At 58.3% G+C, this 24,323-nt stretch carries 21 protein-coding genes; 16 read left to right on the forward strand and 5 right to left on the reverse strand.

Features of this window, described 5'->3' with window-relative positions; all coding sequences use genetic code 11:
- The first annotated feature begins 12 nt into the window (after positions 1–12).
- Positions 13–1,593 carry an ABC transporter substrate-binding protein gene (locus SIB92_RS19845; protein ID WP_412553644.1) on the forward strand — a complete coding sequence of 527 codons (1,581 nt, stop codon included), beginning with the start codon at positions 13–15 and terminating at the stop codon, positions 1,591–1,593.
- 78 nt (positions 1,594–1,671) lie between these two features.
- On the opposite strand, the gene SIB92_RS19850 is transcribed toward SIB92_RS19845, so the two are convergent.
- Positions 1,672–3,855, reverse strand: coding sequence for a thiamine pyrophosphate-dependent enzyme (locus tag SIB92_RS19850; protein WP_412553645.1), 2,184 nt, complete (start codon positions 3,853–3,855; stop codon positions 1,672–1,674).
- A 265-nt stretch (positions 3,856–4,120) separates the two neighbouring features.
- Here SIB92_RS19850 and SIB92_RS19855 point away from each other — a divergent pair, with 265 nt between their 5' ends.
- The 5 genes from SIB92_RS19855 to SIB92_RS19875 all read left to right on the forward strand — a co-directional run bounded on the left by SIB92_RS19855 (position 4,121) and on the right by SIB92_RS19875 (position 7,239).
- On the forward strand, positions 4,121–4,621 hold the full coding sequence (locus SIB92_RS19855; protein WP_412553646.1) for a hypothetical protein: 501 nt from the start codon (positions 4,121–4,123) through the stop codon (positions 4,619–4,621).
- 126 nt (positions 4,622–4,747) lie between these two features.
- A complete protein-coding gene (locus SIB92_RS19860) occupies positions 4,748–5,443 on the forward strand; it encodes a hypothetical protein (protein ID WP_412553647.1) in 696 nt (231 codons plus the stop codon).
- Positions 5,444–5,531: 88 nt separating this feature from the next.
- Positions 5,532–5,729, forward strand: coding sequence for a preprotein translocase subunit SecE (gene secE, locus SIB92_RS19865; RefSeq protein WP_294117608.1), 198 nt, complete (start codon positions 5,532–5,534; stop codon positions 5,727–5,729).
- Positions 5,730–5,911: 182 nt separating this feature from the next.
- Positions 5,912–6,448 (forward strand): transcription termination/antitermination protein NusG, encoded by a 537-nt coding sequence (gene nusG, locus SIB92_RS19870; protein ID WP_294117605.1) that lies wholly within the window; start codon positions 5,912–5,914, stop codon positions 6,446–6,448.
- Between the two features lie 173 nt (positions 6,449–6,621).
- Entirely contained in the window at positions 6,622–7,239 is a 618-nt protein-coding gene (locus SIB92_RS19875; protein WP_412553648.1) for a methyltransferase family protein, read from the forward strand.
- A gap of 33 nt (positions 7,240–7,272) precedes the next feature.
- On the opposite strand, the gene SIB92_RS19880 is transcribed toward SIB92_RS19875, so the two are convergent.
- Positions 7,273–7,851, reverse strand: a complete 579-nt coding sequence (locus SIB92_RS19880) for a TetR/AcrR family transcriptional regulator (RefSeq protein ID WP_412553649.1) — start codon at positions 7,849–7,851, stop codon at positions 7,273–7,275.
- A gap of 137 nt (positions 7,852–7,988) precedes the next feature.
- Here SIB92_RS19880 and SIB92_RS19885 point away from each other — a divergent pair, with 137 nt between their 5' ends.
- From SIB92_RS19885 to SIB92_RS19915, 7 genes are all read left to right on the forward strand, one after another.
- The gene (locus SIB92_RS19885) at positions 7,989–8,552 is read left to right on the forward strand and encodes a carboxymuconolactone decarboxylase family protein (protein WP_412553650.1); all 564 of its coding nucleotides are present in this window, start codon (positions 7,989–7,991) and stop codon (positions 8,550–8,552) included.
- A 122-nt stretch (positions 8,553–8,674) separates the two neighbouring features.
- Entirely contained in the window at positions 8,675–9,136 is a 462-nt protein-coding gene (locus tag SIB92_RS19890; RefSeq protein WP_412553651.1) for an N-acetyltransferase family protein, read from the forward strand.
- A gap of 162 nt (positions 9,137–9,298) precedes the next feature.
- A complete protein-coding gene (rplK, locus tag SIB92_RS19895) occupies positions 9,299–9,724 on the forward strand; it encodes a 50S ribosomal protein L11 (RefSeq protein ID WP_294117594.1) in 426 nt (141 codons plus the stop codon).
- A complete protein-coding gene (gene rplA, locus SIB92_RS19900; protein ID WP_412553652.1) occupies positions 9,724–10,422 on the forward strand; it encodes a 50S ribosomal protein L1 in 699 nt (232 codons plus the stop codon). Before rplK ends, rplA begins: the two co-directional genes overlap by 1 nt.
- Positions 10,423–10,722: 300 nt before the next feature.
- Entirely contained in the window at positions 10,723–13,098 is a 2,376-nt protein-coding gene (locus SIB92_RS19905; RefSeq protein ID WP_412553653.1) for a methyl-accepting chemotaxis protein, read from the forward strand.
- Between the two features lie 223 nt (positions 13,099–13,321).
- Positions 13,322–14,356 carry a fatty acid desaturase gene (locus tag SIB92_RS19910; RefSeq protein ID WP_412553654.1) on the forward strand — a complete coding sequence of 345 codons (1,035 nt, stop codon included), beginning with the start codon at positions 13,322–13,324 and terminating at the stop codon, positions 14,354–14,356.
- Positions 14,357–14,426: 70 nt separating this feature from the next.
- Entirely contained in the window at positions 14,427–14,996 is a 570-nt protein-coding gene (locus tag SIB92_RS19915) for a hypothetical protein (RefSeq protein WP_412553655.1), read from the forward strand.
- Between the two features lie 25 nt (positions 14,997–15,021).
- Here the strand turns inward: SIB92_RS19915 and SIB92_RS19920 are convergent, their stop codons facing one another.
- Positions 15,022–15,891 (reverse strand): aldose 1-epimerase family protein, encoded by an 870-nt coding sequence (locus SIB92_RS19920; protein WP_412553656.1) that lies wholly within the window; start codon positions 15,889–15,891, stop codon positions 15,022–15,024.
- Between the two features lie 381 nt (positions 15,892–16,272).
- On the opposite strand from SIB92_RS19920, the gene rplJ reads away from it, so the two are divergent.
- Both rplJ and rplL read left to right on the forward strand, forming a co-directional pair.
- Entirely contained in the window at positions 16,273–16,791 is a 519-nt protein-coding gene (gene rplJ / locus SIB92_RS19925; RefSeq protein ID WP_294117576.1) for a 50S ribosomal protein L10, read from the forward strand.
- Positions 16,792–16,862: 71 nt separating this feature from the next.
- Positions 16,863–17,240: a 50S ribosomal protein L7/L12 gene (rplL, locus tag SIB92_RS19930; RefSeq protein ID WP_412553657.1), complete on the forward strand. Its 378-nt coding sequence runs from the start codon at positions 16,863–16,865 to the stop codon at positions 17,238–17,240.
- A 63-nt stretch (positions 17,241–17,303) separates the two neighbouring features.
- Here rplL and SIB92_RS19935 read toward each other — a convergent pair whose 3' ends face one another.
- Both SIB92_RS19935 and SIB92_RS19940 read right to left on the reverse strand, forming a co-directional pair.
- Positions 17,304–18,278, reverse strand: a complete 975-nt coding sequence (locus SIB92_RS19935; RefSeq protein ID WP_412553658.1) for a hypothetical protein — start codon at positions 18,276–18,278, stop codon at positions 17,304–17,306.
- A gap of 130 nt (positions 18,279–18,408) precedes the next feature.
- Positions 18,409–19,659 carry a flavin-dependent oxidoreductase gene (locus SIB92_RS19940; protein WP_412553659.1) on the reverse strand — a complete coding sequence of 417 codons (1,251 nt, stop codon included), beginning with the start codon at positions 19,657–19,659 and terminating at the stop codon, positions 18,409–18,411.
- A gap of 504 nt (positions 19,660–20,163) precedes the next feature.
- Here SIB92_RS19940 and rpoB point away from each other — a divergent pair.
- Positions 20,164–24,300 (forward strand): DNA-directed RNA polymerase subunit beta, encoded by a 4,137-nt coding sequence (gene rpoB, locus SIB92_RS19945; RefSeq protein WP_412553660.1) that lies wholly within the window; start codon positions 20,164–20,166, stop codon positions 24,298–24,300.
- Positions 24,301–24,323 lie beyond the last annotated feature (23 nt).

The raw sequence follows: 24,323 nt of genomic DNA on the forward strand, positions 1-24,323 counted from the left end.
GGAGTGAAATTGATGAAGTTCAAAGCAATGATGCTGGCCACCGCTGCCGTTGTAGCGATGCCAATGCTGGCACAAGCCGAAACCATCCGTTGGGCGCGCGCAGGTGATGCGCTGACTCTGGATCCGCACGCACAGAACGAGGGACCAACCTCCGCGCTTGCGCACCAGATCATGGAAACACTGGTGATGCGCGACCACGCAGGCGCCATGGTGCCATCGCTCGCGACCGAATGGGGTCCGTCCGCAGACAACCCGAATGTTTGGGTGTTCAAACTGCGTGAAGGCGTGACCTTCCACGATGGTGCGAAGTTTGATTCTGAGGACGTGAAGTTCTCGCTTGATCGCGCGATGACCGAAGACTCTGACTACAAAGAGCTTCTGGCCTCCGTGAAAGAAGTGCGTGCCACTGGTGAGTACGAGATCGAGATCGAGACCAACGGTCCAAACCCGATCATGGCCAACAACCTGACCAACATGTTCATCCTGGACAAGGACTGGGCAGAGGCGAACAACGCCGTGAAGGTGCAGGACTATGAAGGTGGCGAGAACACCTTTGCAGCCAAAAACGCAAACGGCACCGGCCCATACAAGCTGGTTTCCCGCGAGCCTGACGTGAAGACCGTTCTGACGATCAACGAGAACTACTGGGGCAAGGACGAGTTCCCTCTGGAAGTGACCGACATCATCTACACCCCTATCCAGAACGCAGCGACTCGTGTTGCGGCGCTTCTGTCTGGTGAGGTGGATTTCATCCAGGACGTACCAGTTCAGGACTTGAGCCGCGTGGACACCACCGATGGTCTGGAAGTGCGCACCGCGCCTCAGAACCGTGTGATCTTCTTTGGTATGAACCAAGCTGCTGAAGACATTGCCAATGACGACGTCGACGGTGTGAACCCGATGTCTGACGTGCGTGTGCGTCAAGCGATGTCCATGGCCATCGATCGTAACGCCATCATGAAAGTTGTGATGCGTGGCCAGTCCGCGCCAGCAGGCATGATCGCACCTCCGTTTGTGAACGGCTGGAACGAAGCGATGGACAGCTCTTCCTCCACCGACGTGGAAAAGGCGAAGGCGCTGATGGCGGAAGCAGGGTATGCGGATGGCTTTGGCATCACGCTGAACTGCCCGAACGACCGCTATGTCAACGACGAGAAGATCTGTCAGGCGGCCGTGGGCATGCTGGCGAAAATTGGCGTGAAGGTGAACCTGGACGCCAAGCCTAAGGCGCAGCACTTCCCGCTGTTGAGCAATCTGGAAACAGATTTCTACATGCTGGGTTGGGGTGTTCCGACCTATGACTCCGAGTACATCTTCAACTTCCTGGCGCACACCAAAGGTGAGAAGTACGGTTCCTGGAACGCAACCCGCTTCAGCAACCCTGATCTGGACGTGAAAATCGAAGCTCTGGCCGGTGAGACCGACCTGGAGAAGCGTAACGGCATGATCAACGACATCTGGCAGGTTGTTCAGGACGAGCAGGTTTACATCCCGATCCACCACCAGGTGCTGAACTGGGGTATGAAAACCAACGTTGGCACCGTTGTGGAGCCAGAAGATTCTCCGAAGTTCAAATACTTCACCATGAAGTAAGCCCTTCAGGTTTCTGAAATAAATGGCCCCCGCAGTTGATGGCTGCGGGGGCTTTTTTGTTTGATAGCGTGTCGTGGCTTACTTGGCCTGCCAGAGTGTCTTGGCGGCCTCGGCGATGCTCTCGCGCGACGGCATGGTGGCCGCATAGGCGGGGCCGGTGGCAATGAAGCTGTCGTGTGCAGCGATGCGGGCGTGGGGCAGGGTGGTCTGTTCCTGCAGTAGGGCCATCAGCGCCTCCGATTGGCTGCCGGTGGTGCGGCATTCATCGACGATCAGGACTTTTCCCGCACCTTTCAGGGCGGCGAGGATACCCTCGGTGGGTAGTGGTGCCAGCCAGCGCATGTCGATGACGCGGGTGTCGATGCCCTGCGCCTTCAAGTCGGCGGCGGCCTGCGTGCTGAGATAGCGGCCATTGCCGTAGGTCAGGATCGCAAGAGGGCCGTCGCCCTCAACACCCACCTCGCCAAGGGCGATGGATTGGTCGGGTGACGGATAGGTTGCCATCCAGCCGTTGTCTTTGTCATCCAACAGGTCGCGCATCGGATAGAGCGCAATCGGTTCCACCATGACCACCACGCGTTGCTCTTCGCGCGCCAGACGCACACATTCGCGCATCATTTTGGCGGCATCGTCCCCGCGCGAGGGGCAGGCGATGATCACACCGGGGATGTCGCGTAGTACGGCCAGCGAGTTGTCATTATGGAAGTGGCCGCCAAAGCCTTTCTGATAGCCCAAGCCTGCAATGCGCAGCACCATTGGGTTGGTGAACTGGCCGTTGGAGAAAAACGGGAGCGTAGCGGCTTCACCGCGCAGCTGGTCCTCGGCGTTGTGCAGATAGGCCAGGAACTGGATTTCCGGCATCGGCACAAAGCCGTTGTGCGCCATGCCGATCGCCAACCCGAGAATGGATTGCTCATCGAGTAATGTGTCGATCATGCGATCCGCACCAAAGCGGTCCTTGAGCTTTTGCGTGACGCCGTAGACGCCGCCTTTGGTGCCGATGTCTTCGCCCATCATCACGATCTCGCCGTGCTCCAGCATCAGATCGGTGAGCGCCCAGTTGAGCAGGCGCGACATCGGTTGCGGGTTGTCCATCTGCTTGAGGTCGGAGCCAAACGCCTTGGCGCGGGCCTCGTCGCTGGGGCCATTTGTGGGCGCGCAGGTGCGGATCGGGGGAACCAGGGAGGCCATGACGTCTTCGGCGGTTTTGAGGCGCGGCTTCTTGACGGCTTTTGCTGCCAGTTCGGCGCAGCGGTCTTCGCTCTCTTGATACAGCGCCAACGCTTGTTCGGGAGACATCACGCCCGCCTGATCGAGCAGCCGCACGGTATGCAGCAGCGGATCGTCCGCCTCCCAGGCTTCAAACGTGGCTTTGGGTAGGTAAGCCTGTTGCAGGTCGGAGCCTGCGTGGCCGTAGAGCCGCACAACGGAGATGTGCAATAAGGCCGGTTTGCGCTGGGTGCGCACGTAATGCGCGGCGTCTTGGGCCACTTTGTAAGCGTCGTAGATGTTGAGGCCATCCGCGCTGAAGTATTTCAGGCCGGGGCGGTTGGCGTAGCTGGCCTTGATCCAGCCGCTGGGGGTGCGGGTGGAGATGCCAATGCCGTTGTCTTCGCAGACAAACAGGAGTGGCATTGGCGCGGATTGGTAGGCGGTCCAGCAGGCGGTGTTGATCGCGCCTTGCGCGGTGGAGTGGTTGGCAGAGGCGTCGCCAAAGGAGCACATGATGATACTGTCATCCGCGAGGCATTTGTGCTCTGGCGCGCGACGTTTGCCGAGGCCCAGCGAGTAGGCCGCGCCCACGGCCTTGGGCAGGTGGGAGGCGATGGTGGAGGTTTGAGGTGGGATGTTCAGCGCTTTGGAGCCAAGTACCTTATGGCGGCCGCCGGACATGGGGTCGTCTTTGGCGGTGCAGAAGCTGAGCAGCATATCCCAGGCCGCATCCACGCCTTCGACTTGTGCGGAGCGCATGGTTTGGAAAGCGCCATCGCGGTAATGCAGGAACGCCATGTCATCGGGGCGCAGGGCGGCGGCGACGGCGGCCATGCCTTCGTGGCCGGAAGAGCCGATGGTGTAATAGCCATTGCCCTCGGATTGCATTTTGCGGGAGCGGCGGTCGAGATTGCGGCTCAGGCATTGGGCGTTAAAAATCTGTTTGGCCAGCTCTGGCGCGAGGGCGTCATTGGGCGCGCCGCCTGCAGAAAATTCGCCCGATGCGATGCGCGCGCGAAAGGCGCCATCTACCACGTCTGCTCTGTCCATCTTTGCCTCCCATGATGGTGCTGCCTCTGCGTAGCACTTGTTTTGAGAGAACAACAATCCACCCGACCCTGCGTCAATGTCGTTTGTGATCAAAAGATTTCATGAGGGCGAAAAGGCGGGCTTATTGTTGTCCCGAAAGGACCCAGTTTCGCCCCAATCTCAGCCGCGCTCTGGCCGTATTTACCAATCATTAACCAAGTCAACGACTTGCGGGAAATGTGTGCCGCAAGCACCGCGACAGCGGAAGACGAGTGAGGATTGGGCTATGAGGCACGAGTTACGCCTTGGAGATTTTGAACCGGTTCGGCCACAGGCGGATCAGAACGGACAGCCGGAAGCTGCGCCGGATGTGCGTGTGGAAAACCGCCGTTTGATGCGCGAGGCCAAACGCCGGATGGCGCGGCTGTCAAGCAAATCCAAATCAGCGGAAGAGGTCTCGCCAGTGGCGCAGGCCATGCAGGCCCATGCGCAGGAGCTGCGCTCGGAAAAAGACGTGCGGCGCGCCATTCTGGAAGGGGATGTGAAAAACCGCTGGCCACGTCCGCGTCTGTTGGCGCTGATTGTGGTGATCACGCTGGCCGCGGTGGTGCCAACGGTGACCCTGCGCTTGCTGATCTGGTCCGTGATCCTGCTGCTGTTGACGGCGGTGTTGCTGGGGCCGGAGCGGGCGCGCGATGCGGTCTATGCGGTGGCGCGTCACATGGTGCATGTGTGGGGGCTGGAAATTGGCATCCTGCGGCGACTGATGGACCGGATCGCACCGTAGCGGTGCCAACGACGGCGCCACATTTTTTTCATAATTTGACCTTTGGAATGCCTTGCTGCCCGGCAAGGCTACTGAGTTACATCGCACGTTGCGATGGGGGTGTTTGGGTAAAAATCGGGTTGAGATATGCAAGAGACTGCCACAGCGCCAGAGCGGCTTAAGCCGCCGCAATACGGCCAAGACATCATTGAACCGGGTGAGCCATTCACCGACGCGACGCTGGACACGATCCGGTCCCTTTTGGCCGAATCTGATCCGGTGCCCCAGCCTAAACCGCTGGAAGAGACCGTGCTGTTTGCCCGTCAGCGCAAGCGGCGTGAGAAACATCGCGACACCACCCAGCCGGAGATTTACCGAGACGCTCGGGCGGCGGAGACCCCGGACCCATCACCATTTCCGGAGCTTGCGCCTGCTGAGGAAGAGTCGTTCGAGATCGAGCGCTCCTGGCGCGAGATTGAGGTGACCGAAGGCAGCGCCGGGCGCAGTTTGCGGCGTTTCCTGATGTCGCCGCGCATGGTGTCGGTGATCTTCATGGCGGGCGTTGTTGCCTGGCAACCGTGGTTTATCCCTATGCTGGCGTTGATGTTTGTGTCCTCGCTGTTGCTGGTTGGTGCGCTGATCGGGCAAGACCGTATGGCCCGCATTGTGCTCTTTATGCTGAAGCGCTTTGTCTGGGCAGATCCATCGCTTGGCCGTGTGATGCAGCGTATCCTGCCAAGCCGTTGGCATCCGGTGCTCTATCGTCCCATCACCGACGAGGTGCCATTTGACGGGCCGATTGATCCGAGCTTTGAGGCGCGGCTGGCGCGCATTAAATCCTGATCCTGTTGTGATTGCTTTGGTCTTGGGCCTTGAATTTGGCGCAAGGCCCAAGTATGTCGACCTCTGATCAAGGCAGAGAAGAAGCGTCATGGCGAAAACCAATCCGATCACATTCATTCAGCAGGTCCGCGCGGAAGTATCCAAAGTGGTCTGGCCGACCCGTCGCGAGGTTGTGCTGACAACCGTGATGGTGTTCATCATGGCGGCGCTGACGGCTGCGTTCTTCTCGCTGGTGGACATTCTGATCCGCTCCGGCTTGCAGGGCATTCTGGCGCTGTTTGGCTAAGCTGCACGCGGCGGTTGTCTCTTGAAATCAAGGGGCAACGGCGTTAGGCACGGCTTTAGAAGATACGTGGCGTGTGGCGATTCGAGTTGCACGCCGATTTTTTGTTTCTGATAGTCTGTTTGAAGACTGCGAAGATAAACGACACTCCGGCAGATGGCCGGCAATGACGGGAAGACGAACACATGGCGAAACGGTGGTATTCGGTTAGCGTCCTTTCGAACTTCGAAAAGAAGGTCGCCGAGACAATTCGCACATCGGTCGAAGAGCAGGGGCTTGAGGACCAGATTGACGAAGTGCTGGTGCCAACCGAAGAAGTGATCGAAGTGCGTCGCGGCAAGAAAGTGACCACCGAGCGCCGCTTCATGCCGGGGTACGTGCTGGTGCACATGGAAATGAGCGATCAGGGCTATCACCTGATCAACTCGATCAACCGCGTCACCGGCTTCCTGGGGCCGCAGGGGCGTCCAATGCCTATGCGTGACGCAGAGGTGCAGGGCATCCTGGGCCGCGTCGAAGAGGGTGAGACCACAACTCCAAAGCTGCTGATCAGCTTCGAGGTTGGCGAGAAGGTCAAGGTCAACGAAGGTCCATTCGAAGACTTCGACGGTATGGTCGAGGAAGTGGACGAAGAGAACCAGCGCCTGAAGGTGACCGTGTCGATCTTTGGCCGCGAAACCCCGGTCGAGCTGGAATACACTCAGGTGACCAAGCAGATGTAAGCGCTGCGCACAGTGACAGATTGAGACGCCGTCCCAATGGGGCGGCGTTTTCTTTTGGTGACAGGAGGTTGCAGGGCGAGGGTGGCTTGTCACCAGCTTTGGTGTGGATAGTGTGGGAAGTGGACCTTACCAGCCCGTTGCATTGGCGGGCGTAGACACGACGCTGATTGTTTATGGATCTTCCAGCCGCCCTCTCTGACGCACTCCGCCTCTATTTGGCAGGGTTTTTCACCTTTGTGGCGGTGTTTTACACAACCCGGATCGCGTTCCTGAAGGCGCGCGAAGGGGCGGAGTTTGTGCTGCCGGGGATGCGGTTTTGCGCATCCTGGTGGAACCACATGGTGTTTCGCTTCTTTCGTGTCACGATCTGGGGTGTTTGTCTGGCGCGGGCAATTGACCCGGGTTTTGATGCCTACCTTGGCCTTTGGGCGGCGTGGCAGCGTCCTGCCGTTGTTCTGACTGGGGCGGGGCTGCTGACTTTTGGGTTCGCGCTGGCTTTGGTCAGCCATTTTGCCTTGGGGCGGCATTGGCGGTCTGGATTTGATGGCGGTGTGCCTGAGACGCTTTTGGAGGCCGGGCCGTATCGGTTTTCGCGCCATCCTGCGTTTCTGGGCGTGATGCTTGCGCAGGTCGGGTTTTGGCTGGCCTTGCCGAGTTGCTTTTCCACCGTCTGCCTGATTGTCGGGCTGATCGCCGTGTACCATCAGATGCTACTGGAAGAGCGGCACATGGCGGCAAGGTTTGGCGCGCGCTATATGGATTATTCACAACGCGTGCGGCGCTGGGTGTAGCGCGTCAGGTGGTTTTGGGAGGCCGCGCCGCAGTCAGTGTTGTGTGCGGACACGTGTCGCCAAATCGCCGACCATGTCCTTGATCACCTCAGCATCCTTTTCTCGCAACGCGTAGAAACACAACCCCGCCAGGTCTGCGCTCAATTGCCGGGCCAGCTTGATCGCATCGCTGTGCGCGGGCAGTTCACCGGCGTCGATGGCTTGCTGAAAGATATCGGTGAAGATGGCGTCGTTCTGGGTGAGCAGCTCTGACAGTTTGTCTTCAATCGCCTGATTGCCCTGACTGGTCTCCAGCGTGGCCTTGACCAGATAGCAGACCGGCAGCGGGGCGTCGGCATCTGACAGCGGGTGTGCGCGCAGGATGAACTGCGCCAGCCCTTCCAAAGGGGAGCCTGTCTGTGCCTGAAGATCGGCGCGCAACTGGCTCAGACGTGTGGCGTAGCGTTCCAGGCTGAGACAGTAGAGCTTCGCTTTGCTGCCAAAGGCGGCGTAGAGCGAGCCGGGGTGCATGCCGGTGGCGCGCTCCAAGTCCTTGAGTGACGTGGAGGCGTAGCCCTTGGTCCAGAACAGGTCCAGCGCCTGATCAAGCGCCGCTTCTTTATCGTGGCTCACATTCATAGCCCTCTATGTAACGACGGCGCGGGGTAAAGCCAAGGTCACAGTTGAGTGATCGCTCAAAATCCATCTTGAGTGATCACTCAAGTTGCCCATATGACAGTCACGTTGATGATTTTACAAAGGACACGACGATGACCAATTTTCCCCGCCACACTGCAGAGACCGCACCAGAAGCAGCCAAGGAGCGGTTGATTGCCTCCGAGAAAGCTTATGGCTTCCTGCCGGGCCTCTATCAGGTGATGGCCGATGCGCCGCAGTTGTTGGAGACTTACCAGCGCACCCACGAGGCATTTGTCAGCACCAGCTTTGACAACACCGAGCTGACGGTGGTGTGGCAGTCGATCAATGTGGAGCATGAATGCCACTATTGTGTGCCGGCCCACACCGGCATCGCGCACTCCATGGGCATTGCTCAGGATGTGATCGACGCGCTGCGGGATGAGACCCCCTTGGCCGATCCAAAGCTGGAAGCGCTGCGGACCTTTACGCTGGCGCTGACGCGTGGGCGTGGCAACGCGACGCCAGCGGAGTTTGAGGCGTTTTATGCGGCGGGCTATGGTTCGCAGCAGGTGTTGGAGATCATTCTGGGTCTGTCTCAGAAGGTGCTGAGCAATTACACCAACCATGTAGCGCAGACCGCTGTGGATCCGGCGTTCCAGCAGTTCGCCTGGAGCCGGACGGACAAGGCGGCCTAAGCGGTCCCAATCAAAAGAGGCCCTCGCAGGAAACTGCGGGGGCTTTTGTGTTTGTATCACCGCTTGCATCTTCTGGTTGAGGCGGGGATGTTTCGGGGCGAGCAAAAGAAGGAGGGGCGCAGATGATTATCCGAGAGGCCAGAGCTGAGGATGCTGCTGAGGTGAGTGCGTTCCTTCAGGCGTTGGTGACGCTGGGAAAGCGGCGGCTGCCTGCGGACGAGGAGTTTGTGCGTGATGTCTACATTGGTCATGCGGACAACATCGCTTGTTCGGTGGCGGAGGATGCGGACGGTAGCTTGCTGGGCATTCAGATCTTATTGCGGGCCACGGAAGGCAATCCCTACGGCGTTACGCCGGGCTGGGGGATTATCGGCACCCATGTGAATCCAAAGGCGGCAAGGCGCGGGGTGGGGCGGAACCTGTTTGCCACCACGCGGGCAGCGGCCGAGTCGGCGGGGCTGCGGAAGATCGAAGCCACGATTGGTGCCAAAAGCCCGGACGCGCTGGCCTATTATGACTCGATGGGGTTTGAGACCTTTGCGCGGGATGACGACAAGGTGCGGAAGTGTTTTGAGGTGGAATAATTTCCTCCCCCTTGCCAAGCCATCAAAACAAGCCTAAACGCCCCTCTATCGTCTTCGGGCGAGATTCTCTCGTGGGAGATCTCAGGCATCGCGATGCCGGATCGGACCACGCAACATGAAACCGGGCGGAACGCGTTTCGCTCTCGTTGAAAGGAAAACCAAATGGCTAAGAAGCTTGCTGGTACAATGAAGCTGCAGGTTCCTGCAGGTCAAGCCAACCCTTCCCCACCCGTCGGTCCGGCGCTGGGTCAGCGCGGCATCAACATCATGGAATTCTGTAAGGCGTTCAACGCCAAGACACAGGACATGGAGCCAGGTGCGCCTTGCCCAACCGTGATCACCTACTATCAGGACAAGTCCTTCACCATGGACATCAAGACGCCACCTGCGTCTTACTACCTGAAGAAGGCTGCCAAGCTGAAATCCGGTGCAAACCTGCCAGGCCGTGAGGTTGTAGGTTCCGTGACTGCCGCTCAGGTGAAAGAAATCGCCGAAGCGAAAATGAAAGACCTGAACGCAAACGACATCGATGCTGCTATGCAGATCATCCTTGGCTCCGCGCGTTCCATGGGCATCGAGGTGAAGTAATGGCTAAGCTTGGTAAACGTACTGCCGCAGCGCGCGAAGCGTTCGCTGGCAAATCCAACCTGACCGTTGAAGAAGCTGTTGCTCTGGTAAAAGGCAACGCCAAAGCGAAATTCGACGAGACCGTTGAAATCGCCGTTCAGCTGGGTGTTGACCCACGTCACGCAGATCAGATGGTCCGCGGCGTTGTTGGCCTGCCAAACGGCACCGGCAAAACCGTACGCGTAGCCGTTTTTGCTCGTGGCCCAAAAGCCGAAGAAGCACAGGCAGCTGGCGCGGACATCGTTGGCGCAGAAGATCTGATGGAAACCGTTCAGGGCGGCACCATCGACTTTGATCGCTGCATCGCGACTCCTGACATGATGCCGGTTGTTGGTCGTCTGGGTAAAGTTCTTGGCCCACGCAACCTGATGCCAAACCCAAAAGTTGGCACCGTGACCATGGATGTGGCGGACGCTGTGAAAAACGCCAAAGGCGGCGAAGTGCAGTTTAAAGTCGAGAAAGCCGGTGTTGTGCACGCTGGTGTTGGCAAAGCCTCCTTCGACGAAGGCAAGCTGGTTGAGAACGTAAAAGCGTTTATGGACGCGGTTCTGAAAGCCAAGCCTGCTGGCGCGAAAGGTGCCTACGTGAAGAAGATCGCTCTGAGCTCCACCATGGGCCCAGGTGTGACCATCTCCGTGGACAACGCCACCGCACAGTAAGATCAAACGATCTTCAGAGATTTGAGGGCGTCCCTTTGGGGCGCCCTTTTTGCTTCACAGGTTTACGATTCGTGTTTTTAAACTGCTCAAAGAATAATCAGATCGGATGTGCGACTTTGGTCGCAGGGCGCTGAATTAATTTGTTGCATTAAAAAATTTATGCGTGCGTTAGCGCGAAAACGGACTCACCCACAGGATGTGTTTTGCAGCAAAATCCGTGGGTTATTGGCATTATTCGGCCTTTGTTAAGTCCTATGGCGCAGTCCTGAGATTACGTTAGGACAGCCAATAGGACCACTAATGCCACGCTTCAATTCAATCCCGCTTTCCAGGAAGCTGCCGATATTCATTGTCGGTTTCAGCATCCTGCTCGCGGCTGGACTGATCTCAGCCAGCCTTTTTGCGCTTCAGAAATACGCCTTCACGGCCGTTGAGAACCAGATGTTCTCAACCATCGCAGATCGACGGTTTGCGGTGCGACAGATGTTAAAAGGGGTTGAGGCGGATCTTGAGTCGCTGGCGGTGTCTTCGGCCACGGCCAATGCCTTGGTTGACTTCGATGAGTCTTGGGGAGCGTTGGGGGGAGCCGCGCAATCCGAGCTGAAGAAGGCCTATATTGACAGCAACCCAAACGCGGTTGGCTCAAAGCATCTGTTGGATCGGGCGCGTGGGGATGCCGCCTATCACACAGATCATGCGCTGTACCACCCGGGCCTGCGCACCTTGATCGAGACGAAGGGCTATTATGACGCCTTCCTGATCACCCCGGCAGGCGACATCGTCTATTCGGTGTTTAAAGAAGTAGACTATGCCACCAACCTGGCGTCCGGAGCTTATAAGGACAGTGGCCTGGCACGCGTGTATAAATCCGCGCTGAATGGCGCGGATCGGAGCATGCATTTTGACGACATGACACCCTATGCGCCAAGCAACGGTGCTGCGGCGGCCTTCATCGCCTCGCCGGTGCGTGGCGCAGACAATGCGCTTCTGGGGGTTGTTGCGTTGCAAATCCCGGTCGAAATGATGGGCGAAATTGCCAACAGCAGCCTTGGGCTGGGCGAAACCACACAGATTTTCATTGTGGGCGAAGATGGGCTTGCGCGCACGTCGTCGCGCTTTGAAGGCGACTTTCAGGTGCTCGATCAACTGCCCATGACCCACCACATCGAAGAGGCGCTTGCCGGGCACAGCGTGTATGAGGTGGATGAAGGTTTGAACGGTCAGCAGGTGGTGACCTATGCCAAGCCGCTTGAGCTGGACTACGCCAACTGGGCCATTGTGGCTGAGCAGGATGTCAGTGAAACCATGGGCCCTGTGTGGGCGCAGGGGCAAATTTTGATCGCGGTAAGCGTTCTGTTGACCGCCGTTCTGTCTGTCTTTGGCTGGATGTTTGCCCGCACCATCACCCGTCCGCTGAGCGAAATCTGTGGCGACATGGAGCAAATCTCCGGTGGTGATTTTGACACAGATGTGGCCACCGCAGAGCGCGGTGATGAGATCGGGGACCTGGGCAAAACCCTTGTGGCGATGCGCGGCGATCTGAAAAAAGCCAAAGACGCCGAAGAGCAGCGCGCGATTGCGGCTCGGGAGCAAGAGGTTGTTGTCGAGAAGCTGAGCGCCGGTCTGGGGCAGTTGTCGCAGGGCGACTTTGCCCGGACCATCGACGAGCCGTTTGATGAGGCCCACGATGCGCTGCGTCTGGACTTCAACAAGACTGTGCATCAGCTCAACACCACCGTGTCACAAGTGGTGGAGTCGGCGGACAGCATCAAGAGCGGTGCTGCCGAGATCAGCCAGTCGTCGCTGGATCTGTCGCAACGGACCGAGAACCAGGCGGCAACGCTGGAAGAGACTGCCGCGGCGTTGAAAGAGATGACCAACAACGTGCAGTCCGCCGCCGAAGGCACCCGCAATGTGGAGAACGTTGTGGCTGAGGCCCGCACTGAGGCGGAAGTCAGTGGCGAGGTTGTGCGCGATGCGGTGAAAGCGATGACCGAGATCGAAGAAGGCTCGCGCCATATCTCCCAGATCATCGGTGTGATCGACGACATCGCCTTCCAGACCAACCTCTTGGCGCTGAACGCGGGTGTCGAAGCCGCGCGTGCCGGTGACGCGGGCCGTGGCTTTGCGGTGGTGGCCTCAGAGGTGCGCGCCCTGGCGCTGAAGTCCTCCGATGCTGCCAGCGAGATCAAGGGGTTGATCAGCGACAGTGCACAGCAGGTCGAAAGCGGCGTGGACTTGGTTGGCAAAGCAGGTGACGCGTTGACCAACATCACCGAGCGGGTCAACAACATCTCTACGCTGATGTCCGAAATTGCCCGCAGCGCGACGGATCAGTCTGCAGGTTTGGCAGAAATCAATGCCAGCGTTGTGCAGTTGGATCAGGTGACCCAGGCCAACGCCGCGATGGTGGAAGAGTCCACGGCGGCGGGGCAGATGCTGGCCAAGGATGCGTCTGAACTGATGGCGATGGTCTCAAGCTTCAAGACCGATGCGTCGGCGGTTGCCGAGGCGCCGGTGGCAGCGCCTGCACCGGTTGCACCACCTGCACCTAGACCGGCTCCGAAAGCGGCGGCCGCGGCGCCTGAGCCAGCGCCCGCACCCAAGAAGAAAGCGGCACCGATGGCTGTCGACGGAAATGCAGCGGTGGATATGGAGCTGTGGCAGGACTTTTGATGTCCCGGCTTCGGGCGCTCGCTTGTTGGCATGCGGGCGATGCGCCGAAACCTCTGCACCAGGTGTCGCCGGACGGATTTTCCGCCGGCGGCATCCTATTTGGACCGTGGAGCGCAAAAATGCGCGAAAAACTGACGCAACGGCAGGAATGTGATCAAAAACCAATTGCCAGCCGCGTGCTTTCGTCTATCCACAGCGCAACGAACAAATCATTGGCAGGCACATGGTAATCCACTCCGTTCCGCAACCTGATCAGCCTGTCGAGCGCTCCGCGCGTGAATGGGTCAAAGTCCTCGCGCAGTACCGTGAGCCCAACGAGGCGCGCAGCGTTTTGGAGTTGTTGGTAACGGTGGTGCCTTTTGTGGCGCTTTGGGCGCTGGCGTGGTGGAGCATGTCGGTGAGCCTGTGGCTGACCCTTGGCATTTCGGTTCTGAACGCGCTGTTTCTGGTGCGCCTGTTCACCATTCAGCACGACTGCGGCCATGGCGCCTTTTTCAAAAGCCGTGAAGTGAGTGATTGGCTTGGTCGGGTGCTTGGCGTGGTCACCCTGACGCCCTATGACGTCTGGCGGCGCACCCATTCCATCCACCACAGCGCGGCGGGCAATCTCGATAAGCGTGGCATCGGCGATGTCTACACCATGACCGTGGCAGAATATCAAGCCGCCCATCCTCTGCGCCGTTTGCAGTACCGCATGGTGCGCCATCCGCTGACCATGTTTGGTCTGGGGCCTTTTTATCTGTTCTTTGTGCAGAACCGCGTGCCTTTGGGCTTGATGGACAGCCGTAAATACTGGCTCAGCGCGATGGCAACCAACCTTGTGCTGGTCGCAGTGCTTGCAGGCATCTATTTTTTCGGCGGTCTGGCACCGTTGCTATTGATCTTCCTGCCAACCACTTTGATTGCTGCAACGGCGGGTGTCTGGCTGTTCTATGTGCAGCACCAGTTTGAGAACACACAGTACGACCAGCACGAAGAGTGGGATCTGCACGAGGCGGCTTTGAAGGGCAGCTCTTACTACCGGTTGCCTGCGGTGCTGCAGTGGTTCAGCGCCAATATCGGCATCCACCACGTACACCACCTTTATAGCCGCATCCCGTTCTATCGCTTGCCTGAAGTGCTCAAGGACTATGGCGAGCTGGCGGAAAACAACCAGATGAATATTCGTGAAAGCCTGGCCTGTGCCCGCTTGCATCTTTGGGATGAAAGTACGCGGCAGCTACTCTCCTTCAAGGATGCAAAACTCCGTTACGGATGATATAGATGCTGTGATCCGACAGGGGGCGTAAAGACCCCGGTTGGCGAGCGGTTTCTATGAGGGCTTCGAAATGAGAATTTTCGCAACCTGTATTCTGACGCTTTTGCCGTCTTTGGCTTTGGCGCAGGATATTTCCATTCGAATGGCGGAGATTCCCGCCGGGAGTTGGCTTGTGATGAATGAGGCGGGCCGTGACACCTCACATGTTTTCCGCGGAAAGAAGGGCCGTTACTACGTTTACGAAATGGTGCCGGGCACCAACCCAAACGGAGAGGTGGTGTTTACCGATCTGCGGGATGCCTCTGGCAACAACGTCAAGCGTACCTTTGCCAACGGCAACGTGGTCACTTACAAGCCGCACAACTGCCAGCGCGTTGTCGGTCAATGCAGCTTTACCGAAAGCGGGCGTAAGGGTGATGGCAGTAAGTACTCCACAAAAATGGTGCGCGTGAACACGCCAAAAGGCAAAGGATTTACCTTCAAGCAGGTGGCTATTGCGGCGGATGGTACGCAGGTCCCCGTTCGTTCGGGGCAAGTCAAAGAGTTGGACAAGATGGGAGTGCTGGTGCGGGCCAAGATGACCACCCACTCAGACAACAAGACTCGCAGCTACAAAAAGCGCAAAGCGTCCTGGGATTGATTTGGCTTGGACGAGAGGCAGACGCTTAGGGTTCTACGGTGACGCTGAAGCCAAACTCCACCGCTTCACCGGCGGGCAGTGCCAGGCTGTTGGGCCGTTGAGAAATCTGTGGCCCATCCCCAACCAGAGACGCGGTGCCGTGCCATGGCTCGACACACAGGAATGGCGCGTCGACCGGTTTCCAGAGTGCCAGATCAGGCAGGTTGTGGAAGGTGAAAGCCAACCCCGGGCCGTTCTTTGGGCCGTAGCGCAACGCCTCGGTGCCATTTGGAAATACCAGCGCGCCGTCTTTGAATAGGTCTTCTTCAATCTCCAGCACCCCATTTGTAAACGGGCCTTCCACGCACGTGGGTTCCAAAAGCCCGTCTGGATGCAACGGTTGCCGGGCGGGATTGTTGGTTGTCTTCAGTTGGACGATATGCCGCTGTTTCTCCGCACCGGGCAGTGGCCAGTTGAAAGCCGGGTGGAAGCCAAAGCCAAAGGGTATTGCGGTGTCGGAGTGGTTCTCAACCCGAGCGGTGACGGTCAGGGTTGCGTCCGCCAAGGCGTGGGTGAGGTGCAGCGCGAAGTCGAAGGGGTACTGCGCGCGCGTTTCTTGGTCGGCACGCAAGACGTGGCGGCACTGCGTTGGGCTGTACTCATCCAACGTAAAGGTGCGTCGCCGTGCAATGCCATGCTGCGCCATTTCCGCGTGATGATCTCCAACGGCAATCCTGTCGTCCACGGCGCGCCCAACGATGGGGAAGAGCACTGGCGCGCGGCCGGACCAAAAGGCCGGATCACCGTGCCACAACAGATCCACACCGGCCTGTGTGCGCAGATATTGCATTTCAGCGCCAAGCTCCGCGACAGACAGGCTGAGGTGATCGTTGGAAAGAATGCAGTCAGATGTCATGTCAAAGCCTTTGTGACGCGTGCCCCGGTGGAATTCGGCCACACTCTAGCGTGCGGTGTGGGGAAGGGAACCGCCATCTTTGATGGCTGCGGATTTCTGTGCTTGCAAAGTGGCTGTGTGGGCGGTAAACGGACCCTGCCCATTCCAAAACGGAGTCGCTTGTCGATTCTTTCTTGGAGTGGCCTGTCCAAGACGAAGGGTTCGGATCTCGATCTGAATAATTCCTTTCTGAGATGGGGTAAGAGACAAGAATTCTTAGAAGGCCCCATGGGGCCGTCTGGCGATCTTGGTTCCCAACCCAAAGTATGGACCTAAACGCGTGCCGCATCTGTGGTGCGCAAAACTGAGCCGGGGCGTAAGTCCCATATTTGGAGTAAAACTGTGGATAGAGCACAAAAAGAGAAGTTGGTCGAAGAGCTCGGCCAGATCTTTGAAAGCTCTGGCGTTGTAGTGGTTGCCCACTACGCGGGTCTCACGGTTGCTGACATGCAGGACCTTCGCGCACGTGCCCGTGCCGCGGGTGGTGCTGTTCGTGTCGCCAAGAACAGGCTCGCCAAGATCGCCCTGGACGGCAAACCATGCGAAAGCATCGGCGGCCTTCTGTCGGGTATGACCGTTCTGACCTATTCCGAGGACCCTGTGGCAGCAGCCAAAGTGGCCGAGGACTTCGCCAAAGATCACAAGAAATTTGAGATCCTTGGTGGTGCAATGGGCGAGAACGCTCTGGACCGTGCTGGTGTTACAGCAGTGTCGAAAATGCCTTCGCGCGACGAGCTTATCGCTCAGATCGCAAGCATGCTCGGCGCACCTGCTTCCAACATCGCCGGTGCCATTGGCGCACCTGCTTCGAACATCGCATCCATCCTGTCTACCATCGAGGAAAAGGCAGAGGCTGCGTAAGCAACTTTTTGAGCCGCGTAGGGTGAATGCCCAACGTTGGAACACATACCTAAGAACGGAAAGAGTCTAAAATGGCTGATCTGAAAGCACTCGCAGAAAGCATCGTGGGTCTGACCCTGCTGGAAGCACAAGAACTGAAAACCATCCTCAAAGACGAGTATGGCATCGAGCCAGCCGCTGGCGGCGCAGTTGTAATGGCAGCAGGCGGCGACGCCGGCGGTGCAGCTGAAGAAGAAAAGACTGAATTTGACGTAATCCTGAAATCTGCAGGCGCGTCCAAAATCAACGTCATCAAAGAAGTCCGCGGCATCACCGGCCTGGGCCTGAAAGAAGCTAAAGAGCTGGTTGAAGCCGGCGGCAAAGCTGTCAAAGAAGGCGTTTCCAAGGACGAAGCGGAAGAGATCAAAGGCAAGCTGGAAGCAGCTGGCGCTGAGGTCGAAGTTAAGTAATTCGGTTTTTCACCGAGTTATTGCAGGCGTCCCTCCGGGGGCGCCTGTTTTTGTTTGGGGGGGCTACTTACAAAGTGGCAACTCCAGCGGCGGCTGCTTTGGCAGTGAGGCGCGCCATTCGTTGATGATCGGCTGCAGGGTCTGCTTGGGCCAGAACTTTGGGATGCCGATCGTTTTCAGGCAAGCGGCGTGCCAGTAGAGGCCGGATTGCTGCGGGGATTTCCCGCGTTGGATGGCTTTGGCCACGGCGTTGATGTCCTTGGACGACGGGTAGATGTAGAGCGTAGTTGGCTTGCCGTCGGCAATCTTGAGGATTTGCTCGGTGGCGGGTTTGGACCAGGTGGTGCAGCCGTTGCTGCGCCCGGAGGTGTAGTCCACCAGTTTGCCAAATGGCACAAAGCCGTCCGCATCCGCGTGGGTGCTTTGCGGGCGTTCCATCCGGCATTGCCAGCGCAGGAACATGGCACGGTGGCCACCGATGGCGCGCTCGCGGGCGTTGCTGGTTTCGCCTTCCCCGTCAAACAACAGGAAGGTGCGCAGGAACGGTTTGGCGCCTGTGCTGCTTTGATAATAGCCCTTGAACGATGTGCGCGACTCCGCGGTGACATAGGCGCCACCTGCGGTGAGTTTGGAGCCTTCGGCGTTGCTGAAGTTGCGGGCGCAATGGCGGCCATTGGCAAAATTGGCTTTGGCCAGTTTGCGGCCGTTGCCGTAGCCCGAGGACACCGCTTTGAAGGTCTTTGCGTTTTCGCAGATCACATAGAAGCGGGGCAGGGCGCTGCCGTCATCGGCTGTGCTGGGGCGGGTGGCGTCCATGGCGAAGTAGCAGGGGTTTTTGACCGTGCCGCTGCGGCGTTTCTCTAGGTAAAGCGCGCGGGCGCGGTCGAGCACGATGGGCGCAATTTGGCCCGTGCCGGTGCCTACATGTTTTTGCAGCCATTTGGGAATGTCTTGGGAGGCTTTGGACGCCAGAGATGGCGCGGCGAGGCCCGAGCAGATCAGGGCGGCGAGGCCCATGGCGCGAAGGGAAGAGGTCAAAAACAAAAGGCAAGCTCCCACATATGGCGAACAAAACGAACTGGGGTCAGCCTGCCCGAAAAAGGGGGGGCGGGTCTAGGGACCATCGAGGTTTGGCGTTGGGGCGTCCCTGAAAGGACGCCCGTTCTGTTTAGGCGATGATCGGCGCTTGGGTGTTGGTGTCTTCCACGCGAATGCGGGCCAGCTTTTTGAAGCTTTCGGCGTGCTCTTGGCGTTCCTGCATCGGCAGCACATCGTCAAGCCGGGCGAAATCACCGGCGCAGCGGTCTTCGGCCATTTGCATAATTGCGTCAGGTCCGCCGTTGCCGCGGTTGGCCAGGGTCACAGCGTTGGCCATGGGCCGCACCTGATCCTCATAGGTCTTGGCGGCGGCGTGGCCGGTGCCCTGTGCCTTGATGGCTGCGCCAAGCAGGCGGGCGTCGATGATCGCCTGGCTCGCGCCGCTGGAGCCCACGGGGTAGGTGGCATGCGCCGCGTCGCCAATCAGCGTGACCGCGCCGTCGGTCCAGCTGTCCACCGGTTCGCGGTCCACCATTGGGTATTCATACACCTCGTTGGCGTTGGCGATCAGTCCGGGAATGTCGATCCAGCCAAAGTCCCACTCGGCAAAATCATCGGCAAAGCGGGAGGCGTCCACTTTGCGGTTCCAGTCGCTCTTCTCGATGTGGTCGTTGGGGTCCACCTTGGCTTCGGCAATCCAGTTGATCAGCGTCGCGCCGGTTTCCGGATCGGGGGCGGAAATCGGGTAGGTCACAAAGCGCTGCGTGTCGTGGCCTGCGAGGATCATCGATGTGCCGCTCAGAAAAGCTGGCGCGGTGGTGGTGCCGCGCCACATGATGGCCCCACCCCAGACAGGCGCGCCTTCGTCCGGATACATCTGGGCGCGGATGGCGGAATGCACCCCGTCTGCCGCGACCAGCATTTTGCCCGCCATGGATTTGATGGTTTCGCCTTCCTGATAGATGACCGCCACCCCTTTGTCGGTGTTGGTGTATTGGGTCACGCGGCAGCCAAAAGTGATGCTGTCCGCGCCACAGCGGTCCAGCAGGGCCTTCAGCAGACCCATCTGCAATTCGCCGCGATGCACCGAGTATTGCGGCCAGTTGTATCCCGCATGGCGCCCGCGCGGTTCGGTCCAGATCTCGACGCCGGTTTTGGTGTAAAACCCGTAGTCGCGTGTCTTCACGCCGACCTGGTCCAGCATGTCCTCCAGGCCCAAGGCAAACAGCTCCCGCACACAGGGCGGCTGCAGATTGATACCCACGCCCAGCGGCTTTGGGTCTGTCACGCTTTCAAGGATGTGAAAAGGAACGCCAATCTCATGCAGGGTGAGGCCCATGGTCAGTCCGGCGATACCCCCGCCAGCAATGATAACAGTCATCTTAAATGTCAGTCTCTTGTTGTTCGTTGTTTTGTCGTGGAGTATTGTGAAAATTCCTCGGCGGCGCAAATGGAACTGTGCCCGACCAAGGCGATGGTCCCAGAACGGGGCGCTGGCTGATTTGGCGAATGTCAAGCCCTAAGGGGTTGCAAAGACACGCTTGATTCAATATTCGGTAATCTCTTGCGGTTTCGAGCGATTCGGGGCCGCTTTTGTCCTTTGCGGATTTATTGGATAAGGCGGCGCTGATCTGGGGCACTCTCCCCACACTTTCAAAAGACGACACAAACAAGACAAGGCCTTGAAATACAGGTGAAAACCCCGGCTTGGTAAGTCTCTTGGGTTCTGCGACGCACGCAGCAAGAGGTTTTCCAAGGCAGGATTTTGATCGAGTGACCCCGGTGGGACGGGGTCGAGAATGGATCTGATCCACGCCGTCACTGACGCGACGTGCCGGGGCCCGACGGTATGTTGTTGATGATGAATCGAAAGGTGACATTGACCATGGCTCAAAGCTTCCTTGGCCAGAAACGTCTACGTAAATACTACGGTAAAATCCGTGAAGTTCTGGAGATGCCGAACCTGATTGAGGTTCAGAAATCTTCTTATGATCTGTTCCTGAAATCCGGTGATGCGCCACAGCCAACTGACGGCGAAGGCATCAAAGGTGTGTTCCAGTCGGTATTCCCGATCAAGGACTTCAACGAAACTTCCGTTCTGGAATTCGTCAACTACGAGCTGGAAAAGCCGAAGTATGACGTTGAGGAATGTCAGCAGCGTGACATGACCTACAGCGCGCCTCTGAAGGTGACCCTGCGTCTGATCGTGTTTGATGTGGACGAAGACACTGGCGCCAAGTCGGTTAAAGACATCAAAGAGCAAGACGTCTTCATGGGCGACATGCCTCTGATGACCCAGAACGGCACCTTTGTGGTGAACGGTACCGAGCGCGTGATCGTGTCTCAGATGCACCGCTCCCCTGGTGTGTTCTTTGACCACGACAAAGGCAAAACCCACTCTTCGGGCAAACTGCTGTTCGCCTGCCGCATCATCCCATACCGCGGCTCCTGGCTGGACTTCGAGTTTGATGCCAAAGACATCGTTTACGCCCGCATCGACCGTCGTCGTAAGCTGCCTGTGACCACCCTGCTGTATGCGCTGGGTCTGGACCAGGAAGGCATCATGAATGCCTACTACGACACCGTGAACTTCAAGCTGGACAAGAGCAAAGGTTGGGTCACCAAGTTCTTCCCAGAGCGCGTACGCGGCACCCGTCCAACGCAGGATCTGATCGACGCCGCCACCGGCGAAGTCATTGCCGAAGCTGGCAAAAAGGTCACCCCGCGCGCGGTTAAAAAGATCATCGACGAAGGCAAGATCACCGATCTGCTGGTGCCGTTTGAGCACATCGTTGGCAAATTTGTGGCCGAAGACCTCATCAACGAGGAAACCGGTGCGATCTACGTGGAAGCCGGCGACGAGCTGACACTGGAATACGACAAAGACGGCGACCTGATCGGCGGTACCGTGAAAGACCTGATCGACGCAGGCTTCACCGACATTCCGGTTCTGGACATCGACAACGTCAACGTTGGTCCATACATGCGCAACACCATGGCGGTGGACAAGAACATGAGCCGCGAGACCGCGCTTATGGACATCTACCGTGTGATGCGTCCGGGTGAGCCACCCACCGTTGAAGCAGCCTCCGCGCTGTTTGACACCCTGTTCTTTGACTCCGAGCGTTATGACCTCTCCGCGGTGGGCCGCGTGAAGATGAACATGCGTCTGGCTCTGGATGCTCCGGACACGCTGCGTACCCTGCGCAAAGAAGACATCGTGGCCTGCATCAAGGCGCTGGTGGAACTGCGTGACGGCAAAGGCGACATCGACGACATCGACCACCTCGGCAACCGTCGTGTGCGCTCCGTTGGTGAACTGATGGAGAACCAGTACCGCGTGGGCCTGCTGCGTATGGAGCGTGCGATCAAAGAGCGTATGAGCTCTGTTGAGATCGACACTGTCATGCCGCAGGATCTGATCAACGCGAAGCCAGCCGCAGCGGCGGTACGTGAATTCTTCGGCTCCTCGCAGCTGTCGCAGTTCATGGACCAAACCAACCCGCTGTCTGAAGTGACGCACAAGCGTCGTCTCTCCGCGTTGGGCCCAGGCGGTCTGACCCGTGAGCGTGCAGGCTTTGAGGTGCGCGACGTGCACGCGACCCACTACGGTCGTATGTGTCCGATTGAAACGCCGGAAGGTCCAAACATTGGTCTGATCAACTCGCTGGCGACTTTTGCCCGCGTGAACAAATACGGCTTCATCGAAACACCGTACCGCAAGGTTGAGAACGGCGTGGTCACCGACGAAGTGAACTACATGTCCGCAACCGAAGAGCAGCGTCACACTGTGGCGCAGGCCAACGCGTCTCTGGACGAAAACGGCAAGTTCACCAATGAGTTCGTGAACACCCGTCAGTCCGGCGAATACACGCTGGCCGCCTCTGAAAACGTGGACCTGATCGACGTGAGCCCGAAACAGCTGGTGTCTGTTGCGGCCTCTCTGATCCCATTCCTTGAAAACGACGATGCTAACCGCGCTCTGATGGGCTCGAACATGCAACGTCAGGCGGTGCCACTGCTGCGTGCGGAAGCACCTCTGGTGGGTACTGGTATCGAGGAAAAAGTGGCGATCGACTCCGGCGCGGCCATTCAGGCGAAGCGCGCAGGTATCATCGACCAAGTGGATGCACAGCGTATCGTGATCCGCGCCACCTCCGATCTGGAGCTGGGCGACGCGGGCGTGGACATCTACCGTCTGCGTAAGTTCCAGCGTTCCAACCAGAACACCTGCATCAACCAGCGTCCGCTGGTGAAAGTGGGTGACACGGTTGCCAAGGGCGAAGTGATTGCCGACGGTCCATCCACCGATATCGGTGAACTGGCTCTGGGTAAAAACGTGGTTGTCGCGTTTATGCCTTGGAACGGTTACAACTATGAAGACTCCATCCTGATCTCCGAGCGCATCGCGCGTGACGACGTGTTTACTTCGGTTCACATCGAAGAATTCGAAGTTGCCGCACGTGACACCAAGCTGGGTCCAGAGGAAATCACCCGCGACATTCCAAACGTCGGTGAAGAAGCGCTGCGCAACCTCGACGAGGCCGGCATCGTGTACATCGGTGCGGACGTGGAGCCGGGCGACATTCTGGTTGGTAAGATCACACCAAAGGGCGAAAGCCCAATGACGCCGGAAGAAAAGCTTCTGCGCGCCATCTTTGGTGAGAAAGCGTCTGACGTGCGCGATACCTCGCTGCGCGTGAAGCCGGGTGACTTCGGTACCGTTGTGGAAGTACGGGTCTTTAACCGCCACGGTGTGGAAAAAGACGAACGTGCGCTGCAGATCGAGCGTGAAGAGATCGAACGTCTGGCACGGGACCGTGACGACGAACTGGCGATCCTGGACCGCAACATCTACGCCCGTCTGAAAGACATGATCCTCGGCAAAGTGGCTGTAAAAGGTCCAAAAGGCGTGAAAGCAAACTCGGAAATCTCCGAGGAACTGCTGAACTCCCTGAGCCGTGGTCAGTGGTGGCAGCTGGCTCTGGAAGACGAGAAAGACGCCCAGATCGTTGAGGCTCTGAACGAGCAGTACGAGATCCAGAAACGGGCTCTTGAGCACCGCTTTGAGGACAAGGTCGAAAAAGTCCGTCGTGGCGATGACCTGCCACCAGGCGTGATGAAGATGGTCAAAGTCTTCATCGCTGTGAAGCGTAAGCTTCAGCCGGGCGATAAGATGGCCGGTCGTCACGGGAACAAAGGTGTTATTTCCAAGGTTGTGCCTATGGAAGACATGCCGTTCCTCGCAGACGGTACGCCGGTTGACTTCTGTCTGAACCCACTGGGCGTGCCTTCGCGTATGAACGTTGGTCAGATCCTTGAAACCCACATGGGTTGGGCCGCTCGCGGTCTGGGTGTGAACGTGGATGAAGCGCTGCAGGAATACCGTCGCTCCGGCGATCTGACCCCTGTGCGTGAAGCGATGCGTTTGGCTTATGGCGACGAGGTCTACGAAGAAGGCATCACCGGCATGGACGAAGGTCAGCTTCTGGAAGCGGCAGGCAACGTCACCAACGGTGTGCCAATCGCGACCCCAGTGTTTGACGGCGCGAAAGAAAGCGACGTGAATAACGCGCTGGTGCGGGCTGGCTTCTCTGAATCCGGTCAGTCGCAGCTGTTTGATGGCCGCACAGGTGAGCAGTTTGCCCGCCCTGTGACCGTGGGCATCAAGTACCTGCTGAAACTGCACCACCTGGTGGACGACAAAATCCACGCGCGTTCCACTGGTCCGTACTCCTTGGTCACACAGCAGCCGCTGGGTGGTAAGGCACAGTTCGGTGGTCAGCGCTTTGGTGAGATGGAAGTCTGGGCTCTGGAAGCTTACGGCGCCGCCTACACCCTGCAGGAAATGCTGACTGTGAAGTCGGATGACGTGGCAGGCCGGACCAAGGTCTATGAAAGCATCGTCAAGGGCGAGGACAACTTCGAAGCGGGCGTCCCAGAATCGTTCAACGTTCTGGTGAAAGAAGTCCGTGGCCTCGGCCTGAATATGGAACTCCTGGATACGGAGGAAGGTGAGTGAGGGCGTTAGCCCTCATCCCATCC

It is taken from the genome of Shimia sp. MIT1388 (assembly GCF_047124445.1).
Taxonomy (GTDB): domain Bacteria; phylum Pseudomonadota; class Alphaproteobacteria; order Rhodobacterales; family Rhodobacteraceae; genus Shimia.

Coding starts and splice junctions, on each gene's coding strand:
- SIB92_RS19845 (WP_412553644.1), top strand. CDS start 13: ATGAAGTTCAAAGCAATGATGCTGGCCACCGCTGCCGTTGTAGCGATG.
- SIB92_RS19850 (WP_412553645.1), bottom strand. CDS start 3,855: ATGGACAGAGCAGACGTGGTAGATGGCGCCTTTCGCGCGCGCATCGCA.
- SIB92_RS19855 (WP_412553646.1), top strand. CDS start 4,121: ATGAGGCACGAGTTACGCCTTGGAGATTTTGAACCGGTTCGGCCACAG.
- SIB92_RS19860 (WP_412553647.1), top strand. CDS start 4,748: ATGCAAGAGACTGCCACAGCGCCAGAGCGGCTTAAGCCGCCGCAATAC.
- secE (WP_294117608.1), top strand. CDS start 5,532: ATGGCGAAAACCAATCCGATCACATTCATTCAGCAGGTCCGCGCGGAA.
- nusG (WP_294117605.1), top strand. CDS start 5,912: ATGGCGAAACGGTGGTATTCGGTTAGCGTCCTTTCGAACTTCGAAAAG.
- SIB92_RS19875 (WP_412553648.1), top strand. CDS start 6,622: ATGGATCTTCCAGCCGCCCTCTCTGACGCACTCCGCCTCTATTTGGCA.
- SIB92_RS19885 (WP_412553650.1), top strand. CDS start 7,989: ATGACCAATTTTCCCCGCCACACTGCAGAGACCGCACCAGAAGCAGCC.
- SIB92_RS19890 (WP_412553651.1), top strand. CDS start 8,675: ATGATTATCCGAGAGGCCAGAGCTGAGGATGCTGCTGAGGTGAGTGCG.
- rplK (WP_294117594.1), top strand. CDS start 9,299: ATGGCTAAGAAGCTTGCTGGTACAATGAAGCTGCAGGTTCCTGCAGGT.
- rplA (WP_412553652.1), top strand. CDS start 9,724: ATGGCTAAGCTTGGTAAACGTACTGCCGCAGCGCGCGAAGCGTTCGCT.
- SIB92_RS19905 (WP_412553653.1), top strand. CDS start 10,723: ATGCCACGCTTCAATTCAATCCCGCTTTCCAGGAAGCTGCCGATATTC.
- SIB92_RS19910 (WP_412553654.1), top strand. CDS start 13,322: ATGGTAATCCACTCCGTTCCGCAACCTGATCAGCCTGTCGAGCGCTCC.
- SIB92_RS19915 (WP_412553655.1), top strand. CDS start 14,427: ATGAGAATTTTCGCAACCTGTATTCTGACGCTTTTGCCGTCTTTGGCT.
- SIB92_RS19920 (WP_412553656.1), bottom strand. CDS start 15,891: ATGACATCTGACTGCATTCTTTCCAACGATCACCTCAGCCTGTCTGTC.
- rplL (WP_412553657.1), top strand. CDS start 16,863: ATGGCTGATCTGAAAGCACTCGCAGAAAGCATCGTGGGTCTGACCCTG.
- SIB92_RS19940 (WP_412553659.1), bottom strand. CDS start 19,659: ATGACTGTTATCATTGCTGGCGGGGGTATCGCCGGACTGACCATGGGC.
- rpoB (WP_412553660.1), top strand. CDS start 20,164: ATGGCTCAAAGCTTCCTTGGCCAGAAACGTCTACGTAAATACTACGGT.